The sequence below is a fragment of the Enterobacter sp. H2G27 genome, from assembly GCF_054403075.1.
In genome coordinates, this window is record NZ_JBSVSI010000001.1 from 1190738 (window position 1) to 1208198 (window position 17461).

The 17461-nt window shown below is 56.3% G+C and carries 20 protein-coding genes; 14 read left to right on the forward strand and 6 right to left on the reverse strand.

Annotated features, from left to right (window positions below):
- The first annotated feature begins 40 nt into the window (after positions 1-40).
- The 11 genes from nfsA (at position 41) to ACW9E7_RS05635 (ending at position 10717) form a co-directional block, all read left to right on the forward strand.
- Complete coding sequence (gene nfsA / locus ACW9E7_RS05585) at positions 41-763, forward strand: nitroreductase NfsA (RefSeq protein WP_111963876.1); 723 nt, start codon at positions 41-43, stop codon at positions 761-763.
- A gap of 69 nt (positions 764-832) precedes the next feature.
- On the forward strand, positions 833-1735 hold the full coding sequence (gene rimK / locus ACW9E7_RS05590; protein ID WP_111963877.1) for a 30S ribosomal protein S6--L-glutamate ligase: 903 nt from the start codon (positions 833-835) through the stop codon (positions 1733-1735).
- A gap of 63 nt (positions 1736-1798) precedes the next feature.
- Complete coding sequence (locus ACW9E7_RS05595; RefSeq protein WP_014169308.1) at positions 1799-2275, forward strand: YbjN domain-containing protein; 477 nt, start codon at positions 1799-1801, stop codon at positions 2273-2275.
- 351 nt (positions 2276-2626) lie between these two features.
- A complete protein-coding gene (potF, locus tag ACW9E7_RS05600; RefSeq protein ID WP_008503444.1) occupies positions 2627-3739 on the forward strand; it encodes a spermidine/putrescine ABC transporter substrate-binding protein PotF in 1113 nt (370 codons plus the stop codon).
- 98 nt (positions 3740-3837) lie between these two features.
- Positions 3838-4971, forward strand: coding sequence for a putrescine ABC transporter ATP-binding subunit PotG (gene potG, locus ACW9E7_RS05605; RefSeq protein ID WP_024907855.1), 1134 nt, complete (start codon positions 3838-3840; stop codon positions 4969-4971).
- Between the two features lie 10 nt (positions 4972-4981).
- A complete protein-coding gene (gene potH, locus ACW9E7_RS05610) occupies positions 4982-5935 on the forward strand; it encodes a putrescine ABC transporter permease PotH (protein WP_115874590.1) in 954 nt (317 codons plus the stop codon).
- On the forward strand, positions 5932-6777 hold the full coding sequence (gene potI, locus ACW9E7_RS05615) for a putrescine ABC transporter permease PotI (RefSeq protein ID WP_100122374.1): 846 nt from the start codon (positions 5932-5934) through the stop codon (positions 6775-6777). The genes potH and potI overlap by 4 nt, the downstream gene beginning before the upstream one ends.
- 65 nt (positions 6778-6842) lie before the next feature.
- On the forward strand, positions 6843-7316 hold the full coding sequence (locus ACW9E7_RS05620; protein ID WP_024907853.1) for a YbjO family protein: 474 nt from the start codon (positions 6843-6845) through the stop codon (positions 7314-7316).
- A 40-nt stretch (positions 7317-7356) separates the two neighbouring features.
- A complete protein-coding gene (rlmC, locus tag ACW9E7_RS05625) occupies positions 7357-8484 on the forward strand; it encodes a 23S rRNA (uracil(747)-C(5))-methyltransferase RlmC (RefSeq protein WP_149366239.1) in 1128 nt (375 codons plus the stop codon).
- Positions 8485-8556: 72 nt separating this feature from the next.
- Entirely contained in the window at positions 8557-9264 is a 708-nt protein-coding gene (locus tag ACW9E7_RS05630; protein ID WP_458727379.1) for a response regulator transcription factor, read from the forward strand.
- Positions 9248-10717, forward strand: a complete 1470-nt coding sequence (locus tag ACW9E7_RS05635) for a sensor histidine kinase (protein WP_143344877.1) — start codon at positions 9248-9250, stop codon at positions 10715-10717. The genes ACW9E7_RS05630 and ACW9E7_RS05635 overlap by 17 nt, the downstream gene beginning before the upstream one ends.
- An 80-nt stretch (positions 10718-10797) precedes the next feature.
- On the opposite strand, the gene artJ is transcribed toward ACW9E7_RS05635, so the two are convergent.
- The 6 genes from artJ to ACW9E7_RS05665 form a co-directional block, all read right to left on the reverse strand.
- Entirely contained in the window at positions 10798-11529 is a 732-nt protein-coding gene (artJ, locus tag ACW9E7_RS05640) for an arginine ABC transporter substrate-binding protein ArtJ (protein WP_021240923.1), read from the reverse strand.
- A 173-nt stretch (positions 11530-11702) separates the two neighbouring features.
- On the reverse strand, positions 11703-12371 hold the full coding sequence (gene artM / locus ACW9E7_RS05645; protein WP_023310940.1) for an arginine ABC transporter permease ArtM: 669 nt from the start codon (positions 12369-12371) through the stop codon (positions 11703-11705).
- Positions 12371-13087, reverse strand: coding sequence for an arginine ABC transporter permease ArtQ (gene artQ / locus ACW9E7_RS05650; RefSeq protein ID WP_025756069.1), 717 nt, complete (start codon positions 13085-13087; stop codon positions 12371-12373). Before artQ ends, artM begins: the two co-directional genes overlap by 1 nt.
- 6 nt (positions 13088-13093) lie before the next feature.
- Positions 13094-13825 (reverse strand): arginine ABC transporter substrate-binding protein ArtI, encoded by a 732-nt coding sequence (artI, locus tag ACW9E7_RS05655; protein ID WP_044596922.1) that lies wholly within the window; start codon positions 13823-13825, stop codon positions 13094-13096.
- A gap of 19 nt (positions 13826-13844) precedes the next feature.
- Positions 13845-14573: an arginine ABC transporter ATP-binding protein ArtP gene (artP, locus tag ACW9E7_RS05660; protein WP_023310942.1), complete on the reverse strand. Its 729-nt coding sequence runs from the start codon at positions 14571-14573 to the stop codon at positions 13845-13847.
- A gap of 226 nt (positions 14574-14799) precedes the next feature.
- Positions 14800-15318: a lipoprotein gene (locus ACW9E7_RS05665; protein WP_059445567.1), complete on the reverse strand. Its 519-nt coding sequence runs from the start codon at positions 15316-15318 to the stop codon at positions 14800-14802.
- A gap of 97 nt (positions 15319-15415) precedes the next feature.
- Here ACW9E7_RS05665 and ACW9E7_RS05670 point away from each other — a divergent pair, with 97 nt between their 5' ends.
- The 3 genes from ACW9E7_RS05670 to ACW9E7_RS05680 all read left to right on the forward strand — a co-directional run bounded on the left by ACW9E7_RS05670 (position 15416) and on the right by ACW9E7_RS05680 (position 17460).
- The gene (locus ACW9E7_RS05670) at positions 15416-15739 is read left to right on the forward strand and encodes a heavy metal-binding domain-containing protein (protein WP_008500028.1); all 324 of its coding nucleotides are present in this window, start codon (positions 15416-15418) and stop codon (positions 15737-15739) included.
- Positions 15736-16566: an N-acetylmuramoyl-L-alanine amidase gene (locus tag ACW9E7_RS05675; protein ID WP_133294078.1), complete on the forward strand. Its 831-nt coding sequence runs from the start codon at positions 15736-15738 to the stop codon at positions 16564-16566. The genes ACW9E7_RS05670 and ACW9E7_RS05675 overlap by 4 nt, the downstream gene beginning before the upstream one ends.
- Before the next feature lie 270 nt (positions 16567-16836).
- Entirely contained in the window at positions 16837-17460 is a 624-nt protein-coding gene (locus ACW9E7_RS05680; RefSeq protein ID WP_458727380.1) for a helix-turn-helix domain-containing protein, read from the forward strand.
- Position 17461: the final 1 nt, after the last annotated feature.

The following is a 17461-nucleotide window of genomic DNA, read 5'->3' on the forward strand; positions in this document are numbered from 1 at the left end:
CTGGCTGCCATACGTATTAAGCAAGACAAAGAGAGACAAGATGACGCCAACCATAGACCTGCTCCTTTCCCATCGTTCCATTCGCCACTTCACCGATGAGCCGATTACCGATGCGCAGCGCGAAGCGATTATTAACAGCGCAAGGGCGACTTCAAGTTCCAGCTTCCTGCAGTGCAGCTCCATTATCCGCATTACCGACCCGGCCATGCGTGAACAGCTGGTGACGCTGACCGGCGGGCAGAAGCATGTGGCTCAGGCAGCCGAGTTCTGGGTATTCTGCGCCGACTTTAACCGCCACCTGCAGATCTGCCCTGAGGCCGAGCTCGGGCTGGCCGAACAGCTGCTGTTGGGCGTGGTGGATACCGCGCTGATGGCGCAAAACGCCTTTACGGCGGCGGAGTCGCTGGGATTAGGCGGCGTCTACATCGGAGGCCTGCGTAACAACATTCAAAGCGTGACCGACCTGCTGAAGCTGCCAAAACACGTGCTGCCGCTGTTTGGCCTGTGCCTGGGCTGGCCGGCGGATAACCCGGATTTGAAGCCGCGCATTCCTGCGGCGATGCTGGTGCATGAAAACCACTACCAGCCGGTCGATCAGGACGTCCTGAATCAATACGATGAAGAGCTGGCGAACTACTACCTGACGCGCGGCAGCAATAACCGTCGCGACACCTGGACTGACCATATTCGCCGCACCATCATTAAAGAAAATCGCCCGTTTATTCTTGATTATCTGCACAAACAGGGCTGGGCTACGCGATAGTCCATTTATCCTGCGCCTGCCTGCGTATATGATACGCAGGCTTTTTCCATGTCTTCAGAGAGGTGCAGGGTGAAAATTGCCATATTGTCCCGGGATGGAACGCTCTATTCATGTAAGCGTCTTCGAGAAGCGGCGGCGAAACGTGGACATCAGGTTGAGATCCTCGACCCGATGTCCTGCTATATGAACATTGACCCTGCCGCCTCGTCGATTCACTACAAAGGCCGCAAGCTGCCGCACTTTGATGCGGTGATCCCCCGCATCGGCTCCCAGATAACCTTTTACGGCACCGCTGCATTGCGCCAGTTCGAGATGCTGGGCAGCTATCCGCTCAACGAATCCGTCGCCATTTCACGCGCCCGCGACAAGCTGCGCTCGCTGCAGCTGCTCGCGCGCCAGGGGATCGATCTTCCCGTCACCGGGATTGCCCATTCACCGGACGACACCAGCGATCTGATCGACATGGTGGGCGGTGCCCCTTTGGTGATCAAGCTGGTGGAAGGCACACAGGGCATTGGCGTGGTGCTGGCGGAGACGCGTCAGGCAGCGGAGAGCGTGATTGACGCCTTCCGCGGGCTGAATGCCCATATTCTGGTGCAGGAGTACATTGAAGAGGCCAAAGGGCGCGACATCCGGTGTTTCGTGGTGGGAAACGAGGTGGTGGCGGCCATCGAGCGCCAGGCCAAAGAGGGCGATTTCCGCTCTAACCTTCACCGCGGCGGCATTGCCAGAATCGCCGATATCAGCGACCAGGAGCGGGAAATTGCCGTCAAAGCGGCGCAGACTTTGGGGCTGGACGTGGCAGGCGTAGACCTGCTACGGGCGACGCGAGGGCCACTGGTTATGGAAGTGAACGCCTCGCCGGGGCTTGAAGGCGTGGAAAAAACCACAGGGGTCGATATTGCGGGTAAAATGATCTTATGGATCGAGCGTCATGCGACGCCGGGCTACTGTCTGAAAACGGGTGGTTAAATGGATTACCGCGCGCTTTTTAAGTACCCTATGCGAAGTTTTTATTAAAGAGGCTGCAACGCGATGGATTTACAGGTCGTACCTACACTGGATACGTTACGTCAATGGCTTGATGATGCGGGAATTACGTTTTTCGAATGCGATTCCTGCCAGGCGCTGCATCTGCCTCATATGCAGAATTTCGACGGCATTTTCGATGCCAAAATCGATCTGATTAACGACGTGATCCTTTTCTCCGCGCTGGCCGAAGTGAAGCCCTCTGCGCTGCTGGCGCTGGCTTCCGACCTGTCAGCGATTAACGCCAGTTCTTTGACGGTGAAAGCATTTCTCGACATACAGGATGATAATCTGCCAAAACTGGTCGTTTGCCAGTCTTTATTCTCCGGTGCCGGGCTGTCGTTCAAGCAGTTCTCATGGTTTATGCGCCTGAGCGAAGAGCAAATTTCGATGGTCATGATGGAAGCCAATGCACACCATCTGCTGTATAGCGCGGAAGATGATGCAGAGAATAATGATGCATCTCCCAATTTTCTTCACTAAGCCTGTCTGACTTTTGCGCAGTCGCTGCCATAGCGGCTGCAGAAGGCCATTTTTTCTGCTGCTTTTAACCTTTCTTTAAAGAATTATTCACCTCCCTGAAGGCCGTTTCGGCTTATCACGTAGACTTAACCTGCATAAAAAATTGATAAAAGGCGTTTTTTCGTCTGGGCTATAGCCGGGGACACGGGCTACAGTTATTCTTGCGATGCTTCAAAAAGCGAGCGGAAGCTGCCGGGTAAAGAGGTTTCTTTTTATTTTGAGCAGAGCGACAAACTATGCATGATTTTTGCATACATTCAGATTGCACAGTTTTAGTTCGTTTGTTAACGAGCTTTCAGAAGGAATAACACTATGATCGCCTTGAATAAAAAATGGTTATCGGGTCTGGTTGCGGGTGCTCTGATGGCCGTCTCTGCCGGCACGCTCGCTGCGGAACAAAAAACGCTGCACGTTTATAACTGGTCTGACTATATTGCGCCGGACACGGTGGCGAATTTTGAAAAAGAGACCGGCATTAAAGTCGTCTATGACGTGTTCGATTCCAACGAAGTGCTGGAAGGAAAACTGATGGCGGGCAGCACCGGGTTTGACCTCGTGGTGCCTTCCGCAAGCTTCCTCGAGCGTCAGCTGACGGCAGGCGTCTTCCAGCCGCTGGATAAGAGCAAGTTACCGAACTGGAAAAATCTCGATCCGGAAGTGCTGAAGCTGGTGGCCAAGCACGACCCGGACAATAAATACGCCATGCCTTACCTGTGGGCGACTACCGGTATCGGCTACAACGTCGATAAAGTCAAAGCCGCGCTGGGCCCGGACGTCAAGCTGGACAGCTGGGACGTGGTGCTGAAGCCGGAAAACCTTGAGAAGCTGAAAAGCTGCGGCGTCTCCTTCCTCGATGCGCCGGAAGAGATTTTCGCAACCGTGCTGAACTACCTGGGCAAAGATCCGAACAGCAATAAAGCCGATGATTACACTGGCCCGGCGACCGATCTGCTGCTGAAGCTGCGTCCAAACATTCGTTACTTCCACTCATCTCAGTACATCAACGACCTGGCGAACGGCGACATCTGCGTCGCGATTGGCTGGGCAGGGGACGTATGGCAGGCGGCTAACCGCGCGAAAGAGGCGAAAAACGGTGTGAACGTCTCCTACTTCATTCCGAAAGAAGGGGCGCTGGCCTTCTTCGACGTCTTCGCGATGCCGGCTGATGCGAAAAACAAAGATGAAGCGTATCAGTTCCTCAACTATCTGATGCGTCCTGAGGTGATCGCCCACATCAGCGACCACGTTTACTACGCGAACGGTAACAAGGCCTCCGTGCCGCTGGTGAGCGAAGAAATCCGTAATAACCCGGCTATCTATCCGCCAGCGGATGTGTTCGCCAAGCTCTTCACCCTGAAAGTCCAGGATCCAAAAATTGACCGCGTACGTACCCGTGCGTGGACCAAGGTGAAAAGCGGTAAATAACCCTTTGTTACAGGCCGGGCAAGCGAAGTGCCCCCGGCAACAGGCGCACCGTTCTGGTGCGCCTGCACCATGATTTGATTTCTGCCGGAGAGCACCCCGTGAATGACGCGATCCCCCGCCCGCAGGCGAAAGTCCGTAAAGCGCTGACCCCGCTTCTTGAAATTCGTAACCTCACCAAATCTTTCGATGGCCAGCATGCCGTGGACGACGTCAGCCTGACGATTTATAAAGGCGAGATTTTTGCTCTTCTGGGAGCTTCTGGCTGCGGTAAATCGACCCTGCTGCGTATGCTGGCCGGTTTTGAACAGCCCACCGCCGGGCAGATCATGCTCGATGGCGTGGATCTCTCCAGCGTACCGCCGTATCAGCGCCCGATTAACATGATGTTCCAGTCCTACGCGCTGTTCCCGCACATGACGGTGGAGCAGAACATCGCCTTTGGCCTGAAGCAGGACAAGCTGCCGAAGGCCGAAATTACCGCGCGCGTGGCCGAGATGCTGAGCCTGGTACACATGCAGGAGTTCGCGAAGCGTAAACCGCACCAGCTCTCCGGCGGCCAGCGCCAGCGCGTGGCCCTGGCCCGCAGCCTGGCAAAACGCCCGAAACTGCTGCTGCTCGATGAGCCGATGGGCGCGCTGGATAAAAAGCTGCGCGACCGTATGCAGCTTGAAGTGGTCGATATCCTCGAGCGCGTAGGCGTGACCTGCGTGATGGTTACCCACGACCAGGAAGAAGCCATGACCATGGCCGGACGTATCGCGATCATGAACCGCGGGAAGTTCGTGCAGATTGGCGAGCCGGAAGAGATTTATGAGCATCCAACCACCCGCTACAGCGCGGAGTTCATCGGCTCGGTCAACGTCTTCGAAGGGCTGCTGAAAGATCGTCAGGAAGATGGTCTGGTCATCGAATCGCCGGGGCTGCAGCATCCGCTGAAGGTCGATCCGGATAACTCCGTGGTGGATAACGTGCCGGTCTACGTCGCGCTGCGTCCGGAGAAGATCATGCTCTGTGAGGATCCGCCTGCCGATGGCTATAACTTTGCCGTCGGCGAAGTGGTGCACATTGCCTATCTTGGCGACCTCTCCATCTATCACGTGCGCCTGAAAAGCGGGCAGATGCTCAGCGCGCAGTTACAGAACGAACATCGCTACCGCAAGGGGCAGCCGACCTGGGGCGACGAAGTGCGCCTGTGTTGGGATGCAGACAGTTGCGTTGTGCTGACGGTATAAGGAGCGGCCAATGAGTACACTTGAACCTCCAGCCCGCGCAGGCAAACCGGGCGGTTTTGCCCAGTGGCTGACGCGAATGCAGATGAAACACGGCCGCAAGCTGGTGATCGCCATGCCGTACGTGTGGCTGATCCTGCTGTTCCTGCTGCCGTTCCTGATTGTTTTCAAGATAAGCCTGGCGGAAATGGCGCGGGCAATCCCGCCTTACACCAACCTGCTGGACTGGGCCGACGGGCAGCTGACGCTGACCTTAAACCTGGGTAACTTCCTGCAGCTCACCGACGACCCGCTCTATTTCGAAGCCTATCTGCAGTCGCTGCAGGTGGCGGCCATCTCGACGCTCTGCTGTCTGGTGATGGGCTACCCGCTGGCGTGGGCGGTGGCGCACAGTAAGCCGTCGACCCGCAACATCCTGCTGCTGCTGGTAATCTTACCGTCGTGGACCTCGTTCCTGATCCGCGTTTACGCCTGGATGGGGATCCTGAAAAACAACGGCGTGCTGAACAACTTCCTGATGTGGCTCGGGGTTATCGATCAGCCCCTGACGATCCTGCACACCAACCTCGCGGTCTATATCGGTATTGTGTACGCCTATCTGCCGTTTATGGTGCTGCCGATCTACACGGCGCTGACCCGTATCGACTATTCGCTGGTGGAAGCGTCGCTCGATCTCGGCGCCCGTCCGTTAAAAACCTTCTTCAGCGTCATCGTCCCGCTGACCAAAGGCGGCATTATCGCCGGGTCGATGCTGGTCTTTATCCCGGCGGTGGGGGAGTTTGTGATCCCGGAACTGCTCGGCGGGCCTGACAGCATCATGATTGGTCGCGTGCTGTGGCAGGAGTTCTTCAATAACCGCGACTGGCCGGTGGCGTCAGCTGTGGCGATTATCATGTTACTGCTGCTGATCGTGCCGATCATGTGGTTCCACAAGCATCAGCAGAAACAGATGGGAGATCGCGGATGAACAACTTACCGGTAGTGCGCTCCCCGTGGCGAATTGCGATCCTGGTCATCGGCTTTACCTTCCTGTATGCGCCGATGCTGATGCTGGTGATCTATTCGTTTAACAGCTCCAAGCTGGTGACGGTCTGGGCAGGCTGGTCGACGCGCTGGTACAGCGAGCTGTTCCACGATGATGCAATGATGAGCGCGGTGGGGCTAAGCCTGACCATTGCGGCGCTGGCGGCGACCATGGCGTCGGTGCTGGGCACGATCGCCGCGCTGGTGATGGTGCGTTTCGGGCGTTTTCGCGGTTCGAACGGCTTCGCCTTTATGATTACCGCCCCGCTGGTCATGCCGGACGTGATCACCGGTCTCGCGCTGCTGCTTCTGTTCGTGGCCATGGCGCACGCCATCGGCTGGCCGGCAGATCGCGGCATGCTCACCATCTGGCTGGCGCACGTCACTTTCTGTACGGCCTACGTAGCGGTAGTGATCTCCTCGCGCCTGCGCGAGCTGGATCGCTCCATTGAAGAGGCGGCGATGGATCTCGGCGCGACGCCGCTGAAGGTCTTTTTCATCATCACCCTGCCGATGATTATGCCGGCGGTGATCTCCGGCTGGCTGCTGGCGTTTACCCTGTCGCTCGACGATCTGGTTATCGCCAGCTTTGTCTCCGGTCCGGGGGCGACCACGCTGCCGATGCTGGTCTTCTCCAGCGTGCGTATGGGGGTCAACCCGGAGATCAACGCCCTGGCCTCTATCATCCTCGGCGTGGTCGGAATTGTCGGATTTATCGCCTGGTATTTGATGGCGCGCGCGGAAAAACAGCGCGTGCGCGATATCCAGCGTGCAAGACGCGGCTGAAGGATTTAAAATTTCCAGTGATGTGCCGCGCATGACGCGGCACTGTTTTTCAGGGAAGTAAAACATTGGGATTATTAAAAAAATCACGTATTACGCACGCGCGTCCTAACGTACCTGCGCTGGTTCAGGTGGCGGCGCTCGCCATTATTATGATCCGCTGCCTGGACGTGCTGATGATTCTCAACACCCTGGGCGTGCGCGGCATCGGTGAATTCATTCACCGCAGCGTGCAGACGTGGAATCTGACGCTGGTCTTTTTGAGCAGCCTGGTGCTGGTGTTTATCGAGATCTACTGCGCGTTTTCGCTGGTTAAAGGGCGCAACTGGGCGCGATGGGTCTATCTGCTGACGCAAATTACCGCCGCAAGCTATCTGTGGGCCGCCTCGCTGGGGTATGGCTACCCGGAGCTGTTCAGCATTGCCGGTGAATCCAAACGGGAGATCCTGCGCGCGCTGTTTATGCAAAAACTGCCGGACATGCTGGTGCTCTTTCTACTCTTCGTTCCGGCTTCCAGTCGGAGATTCTTCCGCCTGCAATAATGTGTATAATCGCAGCCCTCGTGATTTTTAAGGTTTTCATATGCAGTGCGCACTCTATGACGCAGGACGCTGCCGCTCCTGTCAGTGGATAGAACAGCCGGTCCCTCAACAGCTCACCGCTAAAATGGCCGACCTGCAACAGCTGCTGGCAGAACACGCGGTGGGCGAGTGGTGCGCACCCGTCAGCGGCCCTGAACAGGGTTTTCGCAATAAAGCCAAAATGGTGGTCAGCGGCAGCGTAGAAAAACCGCTGCTGGGGATGCTGCACCGCGACGGCACGCCGGAAGACTTAACCGACTGCCCGCTGTATCCCGACTCGTTTGAGCCTGTCTTTGCCGCACTGAAACCGTTTATCGCGCGGGCGGGCTTAACGCCCTACAGCGTGGCCCGCAAGCGCGGCGAGCTGAAATACCTTCTGCTGACGGAAAGCCAGAAAGACGGCGGCATGATGCTGCGCTTCGTGCTGCGCTCTGAAACCAAGCTGGAGCAGCTGCGCGCGGCGCTGCCGTGGCTGCAGGCGCAGCTTCCGCAGCTGAAGGTCATTACGGCAAACATTCAGCCCGTGCATATGGCAATCATGGAAGGGGAGAAAGAGATTTTCTTCACCGACCAGCACGCGCTGGCCGAAAGCTTCAACGGGGTGCCGCTGTGGATCCGCCCGCAAAGCTTCTTCCAGACCAACCCGACCGTGGCAAGCAGCCTGTACGCCGCCGCCCGCGACTGGGTTCGTGCGTTGAACGTTCACCACATGTGGGATCTCTTCTGCGGCGTGGGCGGTTTTGGCCTGCACTGCGCCACGCCGGAGATGCAGCTCACCGGCATTGAGATCTCTGCCGAAGCGATTGCCTGCGCGAAGCAGTCCGCCGCCGAACTTGGGTTAACGAATCTGCACTTCCAGGCGCTCGACTCCACGCGGTTCGCGACCGGCCAGGGCAACGTGCCTGAGCTGGTGCTGGTCAACCCGCCGCGCCGCGGCATCGGCAATGCGCTGTGCGACTACCTGAGCCAGATGGCGCCGGAATACATCATCTATTCCAGCTGCAACGCGCAGACCATGGCAAAAGACATTGCGCAACTACCGGGCTATCGCGTTGAACGCGTTCAGCTTTTTGATATGTTCCCGCACACCGCACACTATGAAGTGCTGACGTTGCTCGTAAAATCTTAAACAAAATGTGAACTCTTCATCCCGGCGAAATCAGGTAAGCTTACGTCATAAGAAATGAATGAAGGCTTACCCATGAAGCAGATCCTGCTGGTGGAAGACGACCACGATATCGCGGCGCTTCTGCGACTCAATTTAGAAGACGAAGGCTACGCCATCACCCACGAACCCGACGGGGGCAAAGCCCTGCAGCGTCTTGAAGCTCAGACGTGGGACGCGGTGCTCCTCGACCTGATGCTGCCCAGCGTTGACGGCCTGGAGATTTGCCGCCGCATCCGTCAGATGACGCGCTACCTGCCGGTGATCATCATTAGCGCCCGCAGCAGTGAAACCGACCGCATCACCGGGCTGGAAACCGGCGCCGATGACTATCTGGCAAAACCGTTCTCCGTGCAGGAGCTGATTGCGCGCATCAAAGCGCTGTTCCGTCGCCAGCAGGCGATGGGGCAGGCGCAAACCGACGGTCAAATTCAGGCTCACGGACTGACCATCGATCCGCTGGCGCGCAGCGTGCTGCTTCACGGCCAGGTGGTGGATCTCACCCCGCGCGAGTTCGAACTGCTCTACTTCTTTGCCCGTCATCCCGGCGAGGTGTTCTCCCGTCTGGCGCTGCTGGAGCAGGTCTGGGGCTACCAGCACGAAGGCTATGAGCACACCGTCAACACCCATATCAACCGCCTGCGCATCAAGATTGAGAAGGACGCCGCCGAGCCGGAGATTATTCGCACCGTCTGGGGCAAGGGCTACAAATTTGCGGAGCCAAATCATGATGCGCCGCTTTAGCCTGAGCCAGCGCCTGACGCTGCTCTTCATCCTGCTGATGATGCTCTGCGCCGCCGTTGCCTGTGCGGTACAGCTCTACAGCAGCATGCAGTACGGTAATGCGATGGTGCAGCGTTTGTCTGGCGGGCTGGCGCAGCAGATCGTTCAGCGCGAACCAATTCTGGACGCGCAGGGTAGGGTTGACCGCAGCGCGCTGAAACCGCTGTTTGGCCGGCTGATGACCTTTAATCCGAGCGTTGAGCTGTACGTTATCTCTCCTGACGGTGATATCCTCGCCGATGCCGCACCGCCGGGCCATATTCAGCGGCAAAAAATCGATCTGGCTCCGGTGCAGAGCTTCCTCAGCGGCACCGCCATGCCGGTGCTGGGCGACGATCCGCGCAGTCAAAATCAAAAAGTCTTTAGCGCCACGCCGCTGCGGCAGGATGGCGAGCTAAAAGGCTATCTGTACATTATTTTGCAGGGCGAGGAGTCAAATGCTCTTGCGGAGATGGCCTGGCATAAGGCGCTGTGGAGCACGGTGCTGTGGTCATTGCTGTGGGTCGCGCTGTTTGGCCTGCTGGCCGGTTTACTGGTCTGGTATTGGGTCACGCGTCCGGTCAAACAGCTGACGGTGGAAGTCGCCGGGCTGGAGCAAGACAGCATAAGCGCTATCAGACAGCTGGCGGCACAGACGCCGGACGCGGCGGCAAAAGATGAGGTGGCGATCCTGCGCAACAGTTTTATCGAGCTGGCGCGCAAAATCACCCAGCAGTGGGATCGGCTGGCCGACAGCGATCGCCAGCGCCGGGAGTTTATCGCCAATATTTCGCACGATCTCCGTACGCCGCTGACCTCGCTGCTGGGCTATCTCGAAACCCTGTCGCTCAAATCCGCCACGCTGACGCCGCAGGAGCACCAGCAGTATCTCGCCACCGCGCTGCGCCAGGGACAAAAGGTCCGTCATCTTTCTCAGCAGCTGTTTGAGCTGGCGCGCCTGGAGTACGGCGGTATTAAACCCCAGCGCGAGCGGTTCGCGATGGGAGAGCTGATTTCCGACGTGGCGCAGAAGTTTGAGCTCACCGCCCGCACGCGCGAGGTCAATCTGCATATTGACGTGCCGGGGCCGCTGCCGCTGATAAACGCCGATGTGTCGATGATTGAACGCGTGGTGACCAACCTGCTGGATAACGCGATGCGCCATACGCCTGGCGGCGGGGAGATTCGCCTGGCGGTGTGGCAGGAAAATGAACGGCTGCAGGTTGAAGTCTCCGACAGCGGAGCGGGCGTGGATGCCTCGCTGCGCGACGATTTGTTCCAGCGGCCGTCGGCGCTCAATACTCAGGCGTCGAGAGAGAATCGCGGCGGGTTGGGGCTGCTGATTGTGAAACGGATGCTGGAGCTGCACGGGGGTGGGATCAGGCTGATGGAGTCGGCGAGCGGAGCACGGTTCAGGTTCTTTGTGCCACTCTGAGAAATTGCCGGGTGGCGGCTTCGCCTGACCCGGCCTACAGACTACCACCCCCGTAGGCCGAGCCACCCGGCAAAAAAATCTTACTGCGGGAACCACTGCTCGCTAATTTTCTGGTAAGTACCGTCTGCTTTAATCGCTTTCAGCGCACCGTTCAGTTTTTCCAGCAGGGCTTTGTTATCCGGACGTACCGCGATACCCAGACCCGTGCCGAAGTACTGCGGATCGGTCACTTTCTCGGTTGCAGTGCCCAGCTGCGGATTGGTTTTCAGCCACTCGTTCACCACGGCGGTGTCGCCGAAGACCCCGTCGATACGGCCATTTTTCAGGTCGATAATCGCGTTCTGGTAGCTGTCATAGGCCACGGTCTTCACTTCCGGATGTTTGTCCTGGAGGTATTTCTGATGCGTGGTGCCGTTTTCCATCCCGATGCGTTTGCCTTTCAGCTGATCGAATGAGGTATAAGCGCCTTTCTTCGCAATCACCACCGCCGAGTTGGCGTAGTACGGGTCGGTGAACGCGACCTGCTTGCTGCGCTCAGGCGTGATGTCCATCCCGGAGATCACCGCGTCGTATTTTTTGAACTTCAGCGACGGGATCAGGCTGTCAAAAGCATGGTTAGTAAAGGTGCAGTCGGCCTGCATTTGTTTGCACAGCGCTTTCGCCAGATCGATATCGAAACCGACGATCTGGTTGCTGGCATCCAGCGACTCAAACGGCGGATAGGTGGCGGACACGCCGAAATTGATTTTATCAGCTGCGGATGCGCCAGCGGCGAAGGTGGCGAGTAATGCGGCCAGAACTAACTTTTTCATTGTAATGCTCCCGTCTGTCTTATTGATGCGCCGTGTCTGCGGCCTGGATGTACAATGCCAGTTAATGAATTTATATGCAATAAAAATGATTAAGTATTATCTTTATCGCAAAAAAAAACGGATAACCCATCAGGTTACCCGCTTCATGAATACCGTTTTATGCATTTTCGTGGTTAATTTCTGCGCTCAAACGCCAGCGCTTTACGCTCGATCAGGCGCATCATCAGCGTCAGCAGACCGTTCACCACCAGATACACCACGCCCGCCGCGCCGAACACCATCACGTCATAGGTGCGCCCGTACAGCAGCTGTCCGTGACCCATCACTTCCATCAGGGTGATGGTGTAGGCCAGCGAGGTACTCTTGAATACCAGCACCACTTCGTTGGAATAGGAGGAGAGGGCGCGCTTAAAGGCGTACGGCAGCAGGATCGCCAGCGTGTCTTTCTTGCTCATGCCCAGCGCCCCGCAGGACTGCCACTGGCCTTCCGGGATGGCGCGGATCGCTCCGTAGAACAGCTGGGTGGTATAGGCCGCGCTGTTCAGCGAAAGGGCAATCAGGGCACACAGCCACGGCTCAGAGAGCAGATGCCAGATAACCGGATACTCCTGCAGCGACGGGAACTGGCCCGGGCCGTAGTAAATCAGGAAGATCTGCACCAGCAGCGGCGTACCGGTAAACAGGGTGATGTACCCGCGCACAATCCACACCAGCACCGGCGTTTTCAGCGTCAGGATGATGGTGAAGATGAGCGCCAGGATCAGCGCCACGATAATGGACGCCACGGTCAGCGTCAGGCTGGTATGCAGCCCTTTCATCAACTCGGGGAAATATTCAAGCATCAGCCTGGTCTCCGTTCAAAGCGCGTCGCACGCAGGTCAATACGCTTGAGGATGTACTGACTGAGCAACGTGATCACCAGGTAGATTGCCGCCGCCACAATGTACCAGGTAAACGGCTCCTGGGTACGGGTGGCGATGCTTTTGGTTTGCAGCATCAGATCGTTAACGCTGATCAGGCTCACCAGCGCGGTATCTTTCAGCAGCACCAGCCACTGGTTGCCGAGGCCCGGCAGGGCATGACGCCACATCTGCGGCATCACCAGACGGAAGAAGATGGCGGATTTTGACAACCCTAACGCCTGACCCGACTCCCACTGTCCCTGCGGCACGGCCTTCAGCGCACCGCGCAGGGTTTGCGACGCGTACGCGGAGTAGAGCAGGGAGAGGGCAATCACGCCGCACAGGAACGGGCTGACGTCGAAGTTTTCAATCTGCATCTGCACCGGGATCTGCGCAAAGCCGAGATTAAGGGTGAAGCCGTCCGACAGCGTGAGCAGCAGCTGTGAGGAACCGAAATAGATAAACAGGACCACCAGAATTTCCGGTAGCCCACGCAGCACGGTGACCAGCGCGGAGCCTGTCCAGGCGACGGGGAACCATTTCGCGGATTCCCACACCGCAAAGAACATCGCCAGCACGAGGCCGATAATCAGTGCGCAAACGGCAAGGCCGACGGTCATCCCGGCGGCGCTTGCTAAAGGAAAAATTTCATTCATCAGGAATTACTTCTGGAACCATTTTTTGTAGATGGTTTCGTAGGTGCCGTCTTTCTTCACTTTTTCCAGCGCAGCGTTGAATTTCTGCTGCAGCTCAGTGTTGCCCTGACGAACGGCAATCCCCAGACCGGTACCGAAGTAATCCTTATCGGTCACTTTGTCGCCCACTGGCGCCAGCTTGTCGTTGGCTTTCAGCCACTCGGTCACGACAGCGGTATCGCCAAATACGCCGTCGATACGGCCATTTTGCAGATCCAGCTTCGCGTTCTGGTAGCTGTCATACGGAACGGTGGTGATTTCCGGATGCTTATCCATGATGAATTTCTGGTGCGTGGTGCCGTTCTGCACGCCCACTTTTTTGCCTTTCAGCTGATCGACAGAGGTGAATTTGCCTTTCTGACCAATGAACAGGGCAGAGTTGTCGTAGTAAGGGGTGGTGAACAGCACCTGCTTTTCACGCTCCGGGGTGATGTCCATACCGGCCATTACGGCGTCGATACGGCGGAACTTCAGGCTTGGGATCAGGCTGTCGAACGCCTGGTTGCTGAAGGTACAGGTAGCATCGATCTCTTTACACAGGGCGTTTGCCAGGTCTACGTCGAAGCCCACAATTTTGTTGTTCGCATCAATGGATTCAAACGGAGGGTAAGAGGCTTCCGTGGCAAAACGAATGGTCTGAGCTGCGGAAGCGGAAAGGGTAACGCCAGCAAGCAGCACGGCAAGTAATACTTTTTTCATTATATTTCCCCTGACACAATCAATGAGATAAATAGTTTTTGAAGGCATCGGTTTGCGGGTTAGCGAAGCAGCTCGCATCACCTTGCTCAACGATATACCCGTTTTCCATGTACACCACACGGCTGGCGGTTTTACGCGCCACTTCCACTTCGTGGGTAACGATAACCTGCGTAATGTTGGTTTCCGCCAGCTCGCGAATGATGCTGACGATCTGGGCGGTGATTTCCGGATCCAGCGCCGCGGTCGGTTCATCAAACAGCAGTACCGCGGGCTCCATCATTAGCGCACGGGCAATGGCCACACGCTGCTGCTGACCACCGGACAGGTGCAGCGGGTAGCGGTCGCTGTAGGGCTTAAGGCGCAGACGATCCAGCAGCTTTTCAGCACGGGCGATCGCCTGATCCTTGCTTAACCCCAGCACGCGGCACGGGGCTTCAATCAGATTCTGCAGCACGGTCAGGTGCGGCCAGAGATTGTATTGCTGGAAGACCATGCCGACGTTTTGACGCAGCTCGCGAATCGCTTTATCAGACGGCGTCTTCGCGAAATCAAAGTGGTTACCGGCAATCGCCAGCGTACCTGAACGGGGCATTTCAAGCAGATTAAGGACGCGCAGAAGGGAGCTTTTGCCTGCACCGCTTGGGCCAAGCAAAACCAGCGTTTCGCCTTCCGGGCAGTTCAGCGTGATGTCAAACAGCGCCTGGTGTGCGCCGTAGAAGCAGTTAATGCCGTTTAGTTTAATACTCATCGGGGCAGTCTTTACTCATCCAGGCAATTTATAGCAATTGAGGCCGCAGATAGTACCGTTGACAGAATAGTTATGCAATATTTCTGCGTTAAAAGTTAAATATAACCCGTGTTTCCTCTTAAACATAGCACAAAATAGCGAACGGCAAGGTCGGCGAGTATAAATGTCGGCATTCCGCAAGAAATGCCGCACATTTTACGGGGGTTACCAGGTTATATCGGCGGGTTTAGCGATTTTCAATCGACTGGCGCAGCGTGCCTGCCGGGGCATGAACGCTACCGCCCACGTAGCGCACGTCGTCTACCGCCCAGCACTGTCCTTCACGGATCATCAGCACTTCATCCTGCCAGGTTTGGGTTCCCTGCGTCAGCTTCACGCGCAGCGGAATATTGCGGGCATCCGTGTTCGGAATGGTTGACGCGCTCGCCACTTCGGCGCTGTCCGGCAGCGTGGCGCGGCTGGAGAACGGATCGGATTTCAGCAGGGCGTTATGCTGCGGATCGCGGGTGGCATCGTTAAGCAGTTTTGCCAGACCATCGCTCAGATACGGGCGCAGGCCGGTGAGATCGTTGCTGCGGTGCTGAATGCGATAATCATAGAACTGCTGCGCCACGGTGTCCGGACCGCCCTCAATGCAGGGGCCGCTGCGGGTACCGATATCCTTAAAGGCTGGCGTGACCGTGGTGGTACAGGCGCTGAGCACCAGCGCGCAGGGCACTAAAAGTGTTAAAGCTGAATAGCGCATGTTGATTTCCTTATTTATTAACTATCCTTTCAATCATAGCGTAACGAACCGATAATGCTGTGCCTAAGGCATTGAACGCTAAAGAAGGAGAGAAACCATGCAGTTTTCAACAACGCCAACCCTGGAAGGGCAGACCATCACCGAGTACTGCGGCGTGGTCACCGGTGAAGCGATTCTCGGCGCCAATATCTTCCGTGACTTTTTTGCCGGCATCCGCGATATCGTTGGCGGCCGCTCGGGCGCATATGAAAAAGAGCTGCGTAAAGCGCGTGAAATCGCCTTTAAAGAGCTTGGCGAGCAGGCGGAAGCCCTCGGCGCTGATGCGGTCGTGGGGATTGATATCGACTACGAGACGGTCGGGAAAGATGGCAGCATGCTGATGGTGAGCGTAAGCGGTACGGCGGTGAAAACCCTGAGATGAGGCGTTCGTTTGCCGCGCTCCTGCTGGCGCTGCTGCTGGCAGGATGTGCCTCGGAAAAAGGGGTTATCGACAAAGGCGCCTACGAGCTGGATACGCGTCATCAGGCTCAGGCGGCTTATCCGCGCATCAAGGTGCTGGTGATCCACTACACCGCGGATGATTTTGACAGCTCGCTGGCCACGCTGACGGATAAAAACGTCAGCTCTCACTATTTGATCCCTGCCAGGCCTCCCGCACCGGACGGCAAGCCGCGCATCTGGCAGCTGGTACCCGAGAGCGAACTGGCCTGGCATGCGGGCATCAGCTTCTGGCGCGGCACCAACCGCATCAATGATACGTCTGTCGGCATTGAGCTGGAGAACCGTGGCTGGCAAAAGACGTCGGGCGTTAAGCACTTTACCCCTTTTGAGCCAGCGCAGATTGCGGCGCTGGTGCCGCTCGCCAAAGACATTATCACCCGCTACAACATCAAACCTGAAAATGTGGTGGCCCATTCTGATATCGCCCCGCAGCGCAAAGACGATCCCGGCCCGCTGTTCCCATGGCGTCAGCTGGCGCTGCAGGGGATTGGCGCATGGCCCGACCCGGCGCGGGTGGCGTTTTACCTGAACGGCAAGCCGCGAGATGAGCTTGTTGAGCCGAAGGTGCTGCTCGATCTGCTGGCGCGCTACGGCTATGAGGTGACCGATAACATGACGAACGCACAGCAGAAGCGCGTGATCGTCGCGTTTCAGATGCATTTTCGCCCGGCGCGCTGGGACGGCGTGGCCGATCGCGAAACGCTGGCAATCGCGGAGGCGCTGTTAGAGCGCTACGGGCAGGGGTAATCCCTCGGGTTACCCGACTCCACTTTTACACGGTCTCCTTTTGGACTAATTTTCTAATCACATTCGCGGCGTAAATGTTTTATAGTTTCCTCAGTCGAAATTACTCGCAAACGTGGTTGACAATCTATCAGCACGGCAAATAAGAAATAGGGATGTGCTAGCGTCTTAGCCTGGCTTAGCTTTACTTTACATTTATTAAATGGACTGCGCATTTATGCGCTGTGATTGCACACGTTCACCTTTTTCAATTTAATATTAATGGGTATAACTATGTTAAGTATCTACAGTAAAAATAGCCGTCCAAAAGATGAACTCGACGCCCTTATCGCGGCAACTGAAGGTTTTGAAGAAAGAATCTTACGCAAATGGCAGCGTATTAGTACAGAAAATAACGAAGATATTCATTTTATCATTAGCGGTGAAGTTGAATTCCGCCGCAAGTCGGATGAACTGTGTGTATTCACCTTACAGAATAAATGTATTTTCGGTCTATCCTCTATTTATTACAATTCAGCGCATATGTACGGTCTGGTGCGTGCAAATACCGTGGTGCGCACTATTAAAAAGGATGATTTTTTCCGTCTGATGAGCGAAAAAAACCTGTGGGAAGCCTTGAGTAAAGTCCTCTCCTGGTATATTTGCCTGCTCAGCAAGCGTGACGAAGTGTTGGTCGCCCGCAGCGCGTACTCGATTGTTCGCGAGTTCTTGCTGGAAATTAACGAACTGATGGTACATCATCAGCGCGATATCAATGTTTACGACTATATTCAGGAATATACCAGTCTGGCCCGGAGTACCATTATTAAAATCCTCGCAGACCTGAAAAAAGGTAATTATATCCAGGTTGACAAAGGTCGTCTTATGTATTTGTCGACGTTGCCGGAAAAATATTAAT

Excerpts from the sequence above, each read along its gene's own strand:
- nfsA (WP_111963876.1), top strand. The coding sequence starts at position 41 with ATGACGCCAACCATAGACCTGCTCCTTTCCCATCGTTCCATTCGCCAC.
- ACW9E7_RS05595 (WP_014169308.1), top strand. The coding sequence starts at position 1,799 with ATGGATTTACAGGTCGTACCTACACTGGATACGTTACGTCAATGGCTT.
- potF (WP_008503444.1), top strand. The coding sequence starts at position 2,627 with ATGATCGCCTTGAATAAAAAATGGTTATCGGGTCTGGTTGCGGGTGCT.
- potH (WP_115874590.1), top strand. The coding sequence starts at position 4,982 with ATGAGTACACTTGAACCTCCAGCCCGCGCAGGCAAACCGGGCGGTTTT.
- potI (WP_100122374.1), top strand. The coding sequence starts at position 5,932 with ATGAACAACTTACCGGTAGTGCGCTCCCCGTGGCGAATTGCGATCCTG.
- rlmC (WP_149366239.1), top strand. The coding sequence starts at position 7,357 with ATGCAGTGCGCACTCTATGACGCAGGACGCTGCCGCTCCTGTCAGTGG.
- ACW9E7_RS05630 (WP_458727379.1), top strand. The coding sequence starts at position 8,557 with ATGAAGCAGATCCTGCTGGTGGAAGACGACCACGATATCGCGGCGCTT.
- ACW9E7_RS05635 (WP_143344877.1), top strand. The coding sequence starts at position 9,248 with ATGATGCGCCGCTTTAGCCTGAGCCAGCGCCTGACGCTGCTCTTCATC.
- artJ (WP_021240923.1), bottom strand. The coding sequence starts at position 11,529 with ATGAAAAAGTTAGTTCTGGCCGCATTACTCGCCACCTTCGCCGCTGGC.
- artM (WP_023310940.1), bottom strand. The coding sequence starts at position 12,371 with ATGCTTGAATATTTCCCCGAGTTGATGAAAGGGCTGCATACCAGCCTG.
- artQ (WP_025756069.1), bottom strand. The coding sequence starts at position 13,087 with ATGAATGAAATTTTTCCTTTAGCAAGCGCCGCCGGGATGACCGTCGGC.
- artI (WP_044596922.1), bottom strand. The coding sequence starts at position 13,825 with ATGAAAAAAGTATTACTTGCCGTGCTGCTTGCTGGCGTTACCCTTTCC.
- artP (WP_023310942.1), bottom strand. The coding sequence starts at position 14,573 with ATGAGTATTAAACTAAACGGCATTAACTGCTTCTACGGCGCACACCAG.
- ACW9E7_RS05665 (WP_059445567.1), bottom strand. The coding sequence starts at position 15,318 with ATGCGCTATTCAGCTTTAACACTTTTAGTGCCCTGCGCGCTGGTGCTC.
- ACW9E7_RS05670 (WP_008500028.1), top strand. The coding sequence starts at position 15,416 with ATGCAGTTTTCAACAACGCCAACCCTGGAAGGGCAGACCATCACCGAG.
- ACW9E7_RS05675 (WP_133294078.1), top strand. The coding sequence starts at position 15,736 with ATGAGGCGTTCGTTTGCCGCGCTCCTGCTGGCGCTGCTGCTGGCAGGA.
- ACW9E7_RS05680 (WP_458727380.1), top strand. The coding sequence starts at position 16,837 with ATGTTAAGTATCTACAGTAAAAATAGCCGTCCAAAAGATGAACTCGAC.